The following is an 11,563-nucleotide window of genomic DNA, read 5'->3' as shown; positions in this document are numbered from 1 at the left end:
GGCGCGGGGGGTGGCGGCCCAGGCCGGGAAGGCGGCCTGGGCGGCGGCCACGGCCGCCGCCGCCTCCACCGGGGTTCCACGGTGGATCTCCCCGAGGACGCTCGCGTCGATCGGTGAGATGTCGGGGAACGTGTCGGCGGACGCGACGCGCTCGCCGCCGATCCAGTGCCGGGTGTCGACGGAGACACCGCCGATCGAGATCTTGTCGGCCATGAGAAGGGCTCCAATTCAGCAAGGAAGGGGGTGACTCACCTGGGGGCGCGGGGCAGTGTCGAATGTGCGGCTACCGCCGCGCGGGCGCGACCAGCCACGACGGATCCGTGGCCGCTCACGGACCGACGGCCCCTTGGCCGCTCACGGACCTCACTCGGCACTCGCTCCGGACGTTCCGGACTCCAGGAGCCGGCCGCCGTCCCAGACCACCCCGACCTGCCGGTAGTACGCCGCGATCGGCTCCCGGATCTCCAACCGGGCCAACTCCTCGGTCGGCGCTTCGAACAGCTCCAACTCGGCGTCACCGACCCACGGTTGCCCGCCCTCGAAGGAGGCCGCCCCGGACTCGATCAGCTCGTCGAGTGCCAGGCCCTTGCCCTTTTCGATCGAGGGCAGCCAGCGATGGTGGGCCATGGGGTGGGAGTTGACGAATCCGTTCGTCTCCGACGGCTCCCGCAGGGTCACCACCGTCTGGGCCAGGCGCCGGTCGGCGGCGGCGAGGGTGGCGCCGAAGCGAGCCCCGGCCTCGATCCGCGGAGCGGGCCCGTAGGGATGCGGCCGCGTCTGATGGATGGAGCCGAGCTTCTTCGGATACCCCTGGTGCAGCCCCCGCGCGATCGCGAAGTCCTTGTCGACCCAGATGTACACGCACCGCGTGTAGGTCTGCCCCCGGTACGTGCACCGGACGACCGCGAAGGCCTCCCTATACTGCGCGAGCACGGGATCGAGGAGCTCCTCCCCCGAGCCCGAGCAGGACTGCCAGTCGGCCCAGATCAGCGCCACCGCGCCGGGGTCCTCGTGCGCCAACTCAAGCGGCTCGGGCAGCAGTTCACGCACCCTCGCCGGATCGGTCCGGTACTCGACGGTCAGCAGATCACCGGAGTACCGCCACGGCGGTGACGGAATCAGCGACGACGAACCCGTCGCCGTCTTGGGGTGGAAGTAGCCACGGACTGCGCTCATGTCGGATTCCTTACAGCGTGATGCCCCGCGGCCGCTGAGCCGTGGGGTCATGCCGTCGACAGCCCCCGCCCAGGTCACGGCCGTCCACGGCCCACGGACGGGGGCGGCCGTCGCGTTGGGAGACGAGACCACGTCGTACATCGTTTGGCTTCAAACAATAAGGGCCGCATCCACCCGGGTCAACACCGCAGAAACACGGAGGGCTCACACGGACCGCGTCGGAAGGCCGCACGGACGCGGCGGCCGCGGACGAGGCCGGGCGGCCCCACCACACCCCGGGACAGCCGCCCCGCTCAGGAGCGGCCGCTGGTGGCGACCTCCGAGAGAAAGCCCTCCATCACCACGGTGGCCGCACCCAGGCTCACCGGATTGCGGTCGAGGGGGCACAGCGCGATCTCGACGCCCGCCCAGGCCTCGCCCAGGGCATGCGCGGCCATTGTGGGGCGCGCGCGTTCGACGAGCTGTGCGCCCAGCCTGTCGGCCACCCATCCGGTGAGGACGACGACCTGGGGATTGAAGAGGTTGATCAGATTGGCGAGCGCGATCCCGAGGTACCGGGCCGTGACGGCGATCGCCCGTTCGGCGACAGGATCACCCTCCGCCAGGGCAGCGGCCAGCGCGTTGATGGTGGCGGTCTGGTCGTCGGGGTGGAGCAGGGGGCTGCCGGGGGCCACCTCCTCCAGCTGCCGCATGATTCCGGGCGCACCCACATAGGCCTCCACGCACCCGACACAGCCTCGACGGCACAGCCGACCGTCGATCACGAGATTGGTGTGCCCCCACTCACCGGCCGTGTTGGTCGCCCCGTGATAGATCGTGCCGCCCACCGCCAGGCCCGCCCCGACGCCGGTGCCCATGGTGAGAACGGCGACGTTCTCCCGCCCTCGCGCCGCACCGAACCACAGTTCGGCGACGGTGCTGGCGCGCAGCGGGTTGTCCAGATGGACCGGGATCGGGATGCGCTCGGCGAGCAGGTCGCGCAGCGGCACGTCCCGCCACGTCCAGTTGGACGCGAAGACGGACGCCCTGCCGTCCGGCCGCACCTGGCCGGGAATGCTCACACCGATGCCGAGGAGCCCGTCGAGCGGCACCCCGGACTCGGCGGTCACGGTGGCGACTCCGGAGAGTATGCGCTCCAGGACATACCCGGGCGGGTTGTCGTGCGGGTGCAGATCCTCCTCGGCCCGGGCCAGCGCCCGCAGAGCCGGGTCGAAGAGCTCGACGTGGACGTAGGTCTCGGCGATGTCGACACCGATGAACCGCGGGCCGTCCGGATTCGGGGCGAGAAGGTTTCGGGGACGACCCCCGCCCGAGGCCTGCTGGCCGACCTCGGCGACGAGCCGGAGCTCCAGCAACTCGCTGACGATGTCCGCGGTGGTCGCCACGGACAGGCCGACGGCGGTGGCGACATCACGTCTCGCGACGGGCGCCGAAGCGATGACGTGCCGCATCACGGCGAACCGGTTGGCCCGCCGGATGTCCTGGTACGTGCGCTTCAACGAGACCGCCCGATGTTGGCCGTGGACTGGGAGGCCTCATCGTAACGCCGCGAGACATCCGAGGTATTCAGTCGGTAGAGACTTTTTCTGACTTGTTGACGAAGGGGCGTTGCGCTCATAACCTGCCTCTCGCTTAACCCCTCTGAAATCTTCGCGACACCAGACATCACACGTCTGCCCGACCCGTATCCCGCCCCGGTCTGTGCCTCGGTGGGTCAACACCCTTACGGGTGTGGGGCATTGCCATGCCCACGCCCGTCCGCCGTCGATGAAATGAGGTTCGGTCATGTCCCTTGAGCGCAGCGCGGAAGGCGCCAGATCCCTCGGACGCAGAAACTTCCTGCGAGCCTCCGGCGCCCTCGCCGCCGCCGGTGCGCTGTCCGCGTGCGGTTCGAACACCGGTCGTTCCGGTGGTTCGGGCGGCGGTGGCACCTCGCTGAGCCAGTGGTACCACCAGTACGGCGAGGCGGGCACCCAGCAGGCCGCGCTGCGGTACGCGAAGGCGTACACCAAGGCGGACGTCTCGGTGCAGTGGATCCCGGGCGACTACCCCTCGAAGCTCGCCAGTGGCCTGGTCTCCAGCAGCGGCCCCGACGTCTTCGAGTTCCACCCCGACGTACAGATGGCGAAGTCGGGGCAGATAGTGCCGCTGGACGACGTCATCGCGGACGTGAAGTCCGACTTCTCGGACAAGGACCTCACCGCCAACTCGGTCGACGGCAAGGTCTACGGCATCCGCATGATCGACGACCCGCAGTTCCTGTACTACCGCAAGAGCCTGCTGGAGAAGGCAGGCGTCGAACCGCCGAAGACCTTCGACGAACTGATCGAGGCGTCCCACAAACTCAGCAAGGGCGGGACCAAGGGCATCTACCTCGGGCTGAAGGCCGGCAGCGACGCCTGGGCCAGCCCGCTGATCTGGGCCTCCGGCGGTGAACTGCTCACCCCCGACCACAAGGTGGCCTTCGACACCCCGGCGACCGTCGCGGCTCTGAAGAACATGCGCGAGCTGTACTCCAGCAAGACCCTGCTGCTCGGCGCCCCCACCGACTGGTTCGACCCGTCCGCGTTCACCCAGGGCCTGACCGCGATGCAGTGGTGCGGCCTGTGGGCGATGCCCGGCATCCAGAAGGCGCTGGGCGACGACTTCGGCATCGTCCCGCTGCCCGCCGTCGGAAGCGCCGGCAAGCAGGTGGTCTACAACGGCGGCTGGTCCACGTACGTCAGTGCCAAGGCAAAGGACGTCGACGCGGCCAAGGCGTTCGTCAAGTGGCTGTGGATCGAGCAGACGAAGTACCAGGAGGACTGGTGCCTCTCGTACGGCTTCCACGTCCCGCCGCGCAAGAGCCTGGCGGCGAAGGCCACCAAGCTGCAGAGCGGCACCGCCGCCGAGGCGGTGCAGTTGTTCGGCACCGACGGGCACTACGACGACCCGTACTGGACCCAGGCCATGGTGACGATCTCCCAGGACATGTTCACCAACGCGGTGGTCAGCGGCAAGAACCCCGAGTCCGAGGTCGCCAAGGCACGCACCCGGGTCGAGGCCGAGCTCAAGAAGATCGTCTGAGGAGCCGGGGCGGCCATGGCATCGATCACCACGAGTGGCGCCCGCAAGGGCGCCACCGTGCCCCCTTCCCCCACGCCACGGGTCGGAGGCGGCAAACGCGTACGGCGCGGCAGCGCCCGCACCTTCTGGCTCTTCGCCGGTCCCTTCCTGGCCGGACTCGGCATCTTCGTCTACGTGCCGGTCGGCTGGAGCCTGTACCTGAGCCTGTTCCAGGCGCAGAACACGGTCACCCCGACCAAGTTCGTGGGCCTGGCGAACTACGTGGACATCCTGACCCAAGGACCGTTCACCGACAGCCTGTGGACCTTCACGGTCTTCGCCGTGATCGTCGTACCGCTCACCTACGTCCTGGCCCTGGCACTCGCCCTGCTGGTGCACCGGATCCGCGTCGCCCGGGCCTTCTTCCGCTCGGTGTTCTTCATCCCCACCGCGTGTTCCTACGTGGTGGCCTCGATGATCTGGAAACTGTCGATCTTCAACGGTGTGCGCTTCGGACTCGCCAACACCGTGCTCGGCTGGTTCGGGATCGACCCGGTCGCCTGGATCGGCACGGTCTCCCCGCCCTGGTACTGGATGGTGCTGGTCACCGTGCGGCTCTGGCTGCAACTGGGCTTCTACATGATCCTCTTCCTGGCAGCCCTCCAGGAGATCCCCAGGGAGCTGTACGAGGCGGCCTGGACGGACGGCGCCCGGCCGGGCTGGCAGACATTCCGCCACATCACCCTGCCGCAGCTGCGGACCACCTCCGTCGCCGTGCTGCTCCTCCTGCTCATCGCCGCCTACCAGGCGTTCGACGAGTTCTACAACCTGCTGCCCAACACGCCGTACGCCCGGCCCCCGTTGGTCTACCTCTACTACACGGCCCTCGGTCAGGGGCAGGACTTCGGTCACGGCAGCGCGGGAGCGCTGGTGCTGTCGGCACTCATCACGATCGTGACGCTCGTACAGGGCAGGATCCTCGGCTTCGGAAAGGCGGAAAGCTGATGGCCACCTCCTCCACCGGCGCCCTTCACCGCCGTCCGCGCGCCCGCCGCGGCCGGGCCGGCACCGTCGGCGTCTACGTCGCCGCGAGCGTCGCGGCCGTGCTCTTCCTGGTCCCCTTCTACCTGCTGGTCCGCAACAGCCTGGCCACCGACGCCGACCTCACCGGGGCGCACTGGACGTTCTTCCCGACGACCCTGCACTGGGAGAACATCTCCGAACTGTTCGACGACCCCGCCGTGCCCATGGCGCACAGCATCTACAACTCCCTGGTCGTCGGGGTGGTCGGCACGAGCGGTCAGCTGCTGATCTGCTCGCTGGGCGGCTACGCCCTGGCCCGTATCCCCTACCGGCACGCGAACAAGATCTTCTACGCGGTGCTGGCCACCCTCATGATCCCCAGCGCGGTCACCTTCATCCCCAGCTTCGTGCTGGTGTCGTCGCTGGGCTGGGTCTCCACCCTGCGTGGCCTGATCGTGCCCGGACTGTTCAGCGGTTTCACCGCCTTCCTGTTCCGGCAGTACTTCCTCGGCTTCCCCAAGGAACTGGAGGAGGCCGCCCAGCTCGACGGTCTCGGCCCCTGGCGGGTGTACTGGCGGATCGTCGTCCCCAACTCGCGCGGCTTCTTCGCGGCGATCGCGGTGATCACCTTCGTCACCAACTGGAACGCCTTCCTGTGGCCCCTGGTCATCGGACAGGACCAGTCGAGCTGGACCGTGCAGGTCGCCCTGTCCACCTTCACCACCGCGCAGACCATCAACATCCACGAGCTGTTCCTCGCGGCCACCGTGTCCATCCTGCCGCTCGTGTTCGTCTTCCTCTTCCTCCAGCGCTACCTGGTGGAAGGCGTCGCGCACACCGGCGTCAAGGGCTGACCCTCCCCGGTCCGGCGACCGCACGCCCCTGTCCGACGGCCGGCCCTCTGTCCGTACTCCCTCTTTCCGTACTCCCTCTTTCCGTACCGCCCCCTGTTCGCACCGACCCCCGGGAGGGACCCCCATGACCGACCCCGAAGGCGACACCCCGCTCGCAGGGGCCGTCCACCTCGACCCCCGCTTCACCGTGGGCGAGGTGAACCCGCGCCTGTTCGGCTCCTTCGTCGAGCATCTCGGCCGCTGCGTCCACACGGGCGTCTTCGAGCCGGGCCACCCCGCCGCCGACGAGGACGGACTGCGCACCGACGTCCTGGCCCTCATCCGGGAACTCGGCGTCACGATGGTCCGCTACCCGGGCGGCAACTTCGTCTCCGGGTACCGCTGGGAGGACGGGGTCGGCCCCGCCGAACACCGGCCCCGTCGCCTCGACGCGGCCTGGCGGGCCGTCGAGACCAACCAGTTCGGGCTGAACGAGTTCATGCGCTTCGCCGGCAAGGCATGGGTCGAGCCGATGCAGGCCGTCAACCTCGGTACGCGCGGCCTGCAGGAGGCACTCGACCTGCTGGAGTACACCAACCACCCGGGCGGGACCGCCTGGTCGGAGCTGCGCCGTTCGCACGGCGTCGACAAACCGCACAACATCCGGCTGTGGTGCCTGGGCAACGAGATGGACGGCCCCTGGCAGACCGGCCACAAGACCGCCGAGGAGTACGGCCGACTCGCCGCCGTCACCGCCAAGGCCATGCGGGACCTGGACCCCGGTCTCGAACTGGTCGCCTGCGGAAGCTCCAGCCGTGCCATGCCGACCTTCGGTTCCTGGGAGGCGACGGTCCTGGAACACGCCTACGACGTCGTCGACTTCGTCTCCTGCCACGCCTACTACGAGGAGAAGGACGGGGATGTCGACAGCTTCCTCGCCTCGGCCGCCGACATGGAGGAGTTCATCGACGGGGTGGTCGCCACCGCGGACCACATCCGGGCCAAACGGCACTCCGCCAAGCGGATCAACCTGTCCTTCGACGAGTGGAACGTCTGGTACCAGAGCCGTCCCTTCAACAACGATGCCGACGCCCCGGACTGGAGTGTGGCCCCCCGTCAGCTGGAGGACGTCTACTCCGTCACGGACGCCGTCGTCGTCGGCAGCCTGCTGATCACCCTGCTGCGGCACTGCGACCGGGTCACCGCCGCGTGCCTCGCCCAGCTGGTCAACGTGATCGCCCCGATCATGACGGAGCCGGGCGGCCCGGCCTGGCGGCAGACCACCTTCTACCCCTTCGCCGAGGCGGCCTGCAACGGCCGCGGCCAGGTGCTGCGACTCGACGTGGACAGCCCCGGCCACGACACCGCCCTGCACGGCCGGGTCCTGCTGCTGCACGCCACCGCCGTCCAGGACGAGGACGGGACGCTGACGGTCTTCGCCGTCAACCGCGACACCACCCGTCCGCTCGAACTCACCGCGGATCTCCGGGCGTTCGGCCCGGCCGGGCCCGTACTGCACACCACGCTGTCCGACCCCGACCGCCATGCCGCGAACACCCTGCGGCAGCAGGACCGCGTCACCCCGTCCCAGGTGACCGGGACCCGGGTGGCGGACGGCAGGCTCACCGCCCTGCTGCCGCCCCTCTCCTGGAGCACCCTCAGGATCGCCCTCGCCCCCTGAGCCGACTGATCCCCGTATCCGCCCCACCCCGACTCCGGCACGAACGCCGGGAACCGCACGGAGAGGTGATACCGATGCACGACACCACGGCGCACCGTCGCCGGAAGACCCGGTGGCGCACCGCCACCGGCCCGTTCAAGACCCTGGTGGGCGGACTCGCGGCACTGCTGCTGCCCGCCGTCGCCGCCGTCCCGCTCGCCACCGAGGCGCACGCGGCCACCCCCGCACCCGCCCTGGTCACCACGCAGGCCCAGACGGTCGACGGGTTCGGCGCCTCGGGAGCCTGGTGGGTCAACGACCTCAACAACTACTCGTCGACGGTCAAGAGCCAGGTCGGCGACCTGCTGTTCGGCACGTCCGGCCTGAACCTGAGCATCTACCGCTACAACATCGGCGGCAACAGCGTCGGCGTGGTCCACTACCCCGAGCGCGCCCCGCAGTCCCTGATGACCTCGCCGGGCACCTACGACTGGACCCGCGACCCGGGCGGCAGCTACTTCCTGCAGTCGGCCTCCGACCACGGCGTGCCGCACCTCATCGGCTTCGTCAACAGCGCCCCGGCGCAGTGGACCACCAACGGCAAGAGCTGCGCCGGCAGCCTGGTCTCCGGCGACGAGCAGCCGTTCGCCACGTATCTCGCGGACGTCACCGCGCACTGGGCGTCCAAGGGCGTGAACCTGGACTACCTCAGCCCGATGAACGAGCCGGACAACAGCCAGCCCAACTGCGAGCAGGAGGGCATGATCGTGCCCACCTCGCAGCGCGCCGCCGTCATCAAGGCGATCGGCTCCACCTTCGCCGCCCGCTCGCTGAGGACCGGCATCATCGCCGACGAGAGCAGCAGGACCAGCCAGCTGCTCCAGGAGGCCCCCACCTGGCTGTCCGACTCCGCCGCGGCCGGCTATGTGACCGCGTTCGCCCACCACATCTACGACTTCCCGGGCGACGCCGCGCTGCGCGGTCTCGCCGCGTTCGGCAAGACGTACAACAAGCCCCTGTGGTCGACCGAGGTCTGCTGCGAACGGACCGGCGCCAATGCCTTCACCCAGCAGTACGACCCGACCATCGGCGGTGGCCTGACCGTCGCGAACTACATCTACCGCGACTTCGCCCTGGGCAACGACAGCTCCTTCCAGTGGTGGACGGCCCTGTCCAACGTGATCGGCTGCGACGTCGGCACCGACCCGTCCTGCGCCACCAGGATCAACGGCACGGGCTGGAACGACGGCCTCATCTACTACGACCCCGAGTACGCCACCGACGGCAACCAGTCGCTGTACATGACCAAGCGCTATTACGTCCTCGGGCAGTACAGCAGATACGTCCGGCCGGGCGCGGTCCGCTACGAGATATCCGGCGCCCCGTCCGGCGTCCAGGCCATGGCCTTCTGGCAGAACGGCGCCTGGACCGTCGTGGCGACCAACACCAACGGCTCGGCCACCGACCTGTCCCTCGACACGAACAGCGGCACGCTCACCCCCACCGGCACCCACCGCACCAGCGACACCGAAAACCTGGCGAGCGTCTCCGACCCGGCCGTCAGCGGCTCGGTCCTCAGCGCGTCGCTGCCCGCCCGCAGCGTGACCACCTTCCAGCTGAAGAGCTCCGGCAACCCCGGCAGCGGCGGAAGGACCAGCACCAGCACGTTGAAGAGCGCCCAGTCCGGCAAGTGCCTCGACGACCCCGGGGCCTCCACCACCGACGGCACCCAGGTCATCATCTACGGCTGCAACGGCGCCGCCAACCAGAACTGGACCATGACCGGCACGGGTGAGCTGCGCGGGTACGGCAACAAGTGCCTGGAAGCCTACGGCCAGGGCACGGCCAACGGCACCAAGGTCGGCATCTACACCTGCAACGGCGGCGCCAACCAGAAGTGGACGCTCACCGAGAGCGGGGCGATCGCCGGTCTGCAGTCGGGGCGCTGCATCGACGTGAGCAACGAGGCCACCGCCGACGGTTCACCCGTCGCGCTCTACGACTGCAACGGTCAGGCGAACCAGAGGTGGACCCGCGGCTGACCACCGCCCCGTCGCCGGCGGGGGTCACCGCCCCCGTCGGCCGGGCTGTCCGGCACGGCATCCGCCGCACAGCCCGACGTCCCCATGACTCCGGCCCAGGGACGCGGGAGGAGACACGGCCGGCCGATTCCCCAGGCCGCCGCCTTCCCGGATCCCCCCTCGGGACCTCCTCCCCGTCCCTGGGCCGGCCCCCCACACCGCTCGACTCCCCCGCCGCGTTCCCTCGCGGCGCACCGTCCTCAAAGGAGAGGTACGCCCATGTCCCCCAGAACACCGCGTCCCGGACGCCCGACCCGCCGGTGGCGGGCCGTTTCGGCCGCGATCCTCACCCTGCTCGCCTCCCTCACGGCACTGCTGCTGCCCGCCGCCCAGGCGAACGCGGCCTCCGTGTCCTTCACCCTGGGCGCCGCCAGGACCGACCAGAACGGGAACACCCTCCAGCTGCACGGTCTCGGCATCGTCAAGGTCGGCAGCACCTGGTACGGCTTCGGGGAGGACAAGACCGGGGAGAACTCCGGGAACACCTCCTTCCAGGACATCCCCTGCTACACCTCGACCAACCTGTCCGACTGGACGTACCAGGGGGTGGCCCTGGCCAAGCAGAGCGGCGGTGACCTCGGCCCCAACCGCATCGTGGAGCGGCCCAAGGTCATCTACAACGCATCGACCGGCACCTATGTGATGTACATGCACATCGACAGCACCAACTACGCCGACGCCAAGGTCGGGGTGGCGACCAGCAGCACCCCCTGCGGGCCGTACAGCTACCAGGGCAGCTTCCGTCCGCTGGGCTTCCAGAGCCGGGACCTCGGGCTGTTCCAGGACACCGACGGCAGCGCCTACCTGCTCAGCGAGGACCGGGCCAACGGACTGCGCATCGACAGGCTGTCCGCCGACTACCTCTCCGTGACCGGCTCGGTGGCGCTGATCGGCGACTACGAGGCGCCGGCCATGGTGAAGGTGGGCGGCACCTACTACCTGTTCGGCTCGCACCTGAGCGGATGGGCCACCAACGACAACGTCTACGCCACCGCCACCTCCCCGGCCGGCCCGTGGTCGTCCTTCCGGACGCTCGCCGCGCCCGGCACCAACACGTACAACAGCCAGACGGCGAACATCATCACCGTGCAGGGCACGGCGGGCACGACCTACCTGTACGCGGGCGACCGCTGGAACACCGGTGACCTCGGCACCTCCCAGCTGATCTGGCTCCCGCTGACCATCCGGGGGACGACGGTGAACCTCGGCCAGTACCCCACCTGGTCGCTCGACGCAGCCGCCGGAACCTGGTCGCCGGGCAGCGGCATACCCGGCGCCGGCGTCCACACCCTCACCGACGCGGGCAGTTCACTGCTGATGGACGCTTCCGGGGCCTCGAAGTCCAACGGCGGTCCCGTCATCCAGTGGCCGTCCACCGGCGGAGCCAACCAGAAGTGGAACCTCGCCAGGGTGGCCGACAACATCTACACGCTGACCAACGTCAACAGCGGGCTGTGCCTGGACGTGCCGGACCAGTCGAAGAGCAGCGGGGTGCAGCTGCAGCAGTGGACCTGCAACGGCGGCACCAACCAGCAGTGGGCGATCGACCTGGTCGGCAGCTACTCCGGCAGCAGCTACATGCTCGTCAACGTGGGCAGCGGTCTGAACCTCGGTGTGGCCGGGTCGACGGCCCAGGGCGCGGCGGTGGACCAGGAGGTCACCGGAGCGAGCGCGAACAGCCTCACCTGGAACGTGTCCTGACGCGGTGACGGCACGGCAGGCGGCTTCCGGCGGCGGGGCACGGG

At 69.4% G+C, this 11,563-nt stretch carries 9 protein-coding genes; 6 read left to right on the top strand and 3 right to left on the bottom strand.

From position 1 onward, the window contains the following. The 3 genes from ACFULQ_RS46370 to ACFULQ_RS46360 all read right to left on the bottom strand — a co-directional run. Window positions 1-213, bottom strand: a 213-nt coding sequence (locus ACFULQ_RS46370; protein ID WP_383557084.1) for an aldehyde dehydrogenase family protein, incomplete at its 3' end; no start/stop codon positions are given. 150 nt (window positions 214-363) lie between these two features. Further along, entirely contained in the window at window positions 364-1,176 is an 813-nt protein-coding gene (locus ACFULQ_RS46365; protein WP_383557081.1) for an acetoacetate decarboxylase family protein, read from the bottom strand. Window positions 1,177-1,469: 293 nt separating this feature from the next. Beyond that, window positions 1,470-2,675: an ROK family protein gene (locus ACFULQ_RS46360; protein ID WP_383557078.1), complete on the bottom strand. Its 1,206-nt coding sequence runs from the start codon at window positions 2,673-2,675 to the stop codon at window positions 1,470-1,472. A 286-nt stretch (window positions 2,676-2,961) separates the two neighbouring features. On the opposite strand from ACFULQ_RS46360, the gene ACFULQ_RS46355 reads away from it, so the two are divergent. The 6 genes from ACFULQ_RS46355 (at window position 2,962) to ACFULQ_RS46330 (ending at window position 11,519) form a co-directional block, all read left to right on the top strand. Further along, window positions 2,962-4,242, top strand: coding sequence for an ABC transporter substrate-binding protein (locus tag ACFULQ_RS46355; protein WP_383557075.1), 1,281 nt, complete (start codon window positions 2,962-2,964; stop codon window positions 4,240-4,242). 15 nt (window positions 4,243-4,257) lie between these two features. Further along, window positions 4,258-5,226 carry a carbohydrate ABC transporter permease gene (locus tag ACFULQ_RS46350; RefSeq protein WP_383557072.1) on the top strand — a complete coding sequence of 323 codons (969 nt, stop codon included), beginning with the start codon at window positions 4,258-4,260 and terminating at the stop codon, window positions 5,224-5,226. Beyond that, on the top strand, window positions 5,226-6,098 hold the full coding sequence (locus ACFULQ_RS46345) for a carbohydrate ABC transporter permease (RefSeq protein WP_383557070.1): 873 nt from the start codon (window positions 5,226-5,228) through the stop codon (window positions 6,096-6,098). The genes ACFULQ_RS46350 and ACFULQ_RS46345 overlap by 1 nt, the downstream gene beginning before the upstream one ends. A gap of 124 nt (window positions 6,099-6,222) precedes the next feature. After that, window positions 6,223-7,758 (top strand): alpha-N-arabinofuranosidase, encoded by a 1,536-nt coding sequence (locus tag ACFULQ_RS46340; protein WP_383557067.1) that lies wholly within the window; start codon window positions 6,223-6,225, stop codon window positions 7,756-7,758. Between the two features lie 74 nt (window positions 7,759-7,832). Next, the gene (locus tag ACFULQ_RS46335; RefSeq protein ID WP_383557065.1) at window positions 7,833-9,779 is read left to right on the top strand and encodes a glycoside hydrolase; all 1,947 of its coding nucleotides are present in this window, start codon (window positions 7,833-7,835) and stop codon (window positions 9,777-9,779) included. Window positions 9,780-10,037: 258 nt separating this feature from the next. Next, window positions 10,038-11,519 carry an RICIN domain-containing protein gene (locus ACFULQ_RS46330; protein ID WP_383557062.1) on the top strand — a complete coding sequence of 494 codons (1,482 nt, stop codon included), beginning with the start codon at window positions 10,038-10,040 and terminating at the stop codon, window positions 11,517-11,519. Window positions 11,520-11,563: the final 44 nt, after the last annotated feature.

The sequence above is a fragment of the Streptomyces sp. NPDC057253 genome (assembly GCF_042669125.1).
Taxonomy (GTDB): domain Bacteria; phylum Actinomycetota; class Actinomycetes; order Streptomycetales; family Streptomycetaceae; genus Streptomyces.
The sequence above is the reverse complement of the archived record's forward strand: the minus strand, read 5'-3'. Positions and strand labels throughout refer to the sequence as shown.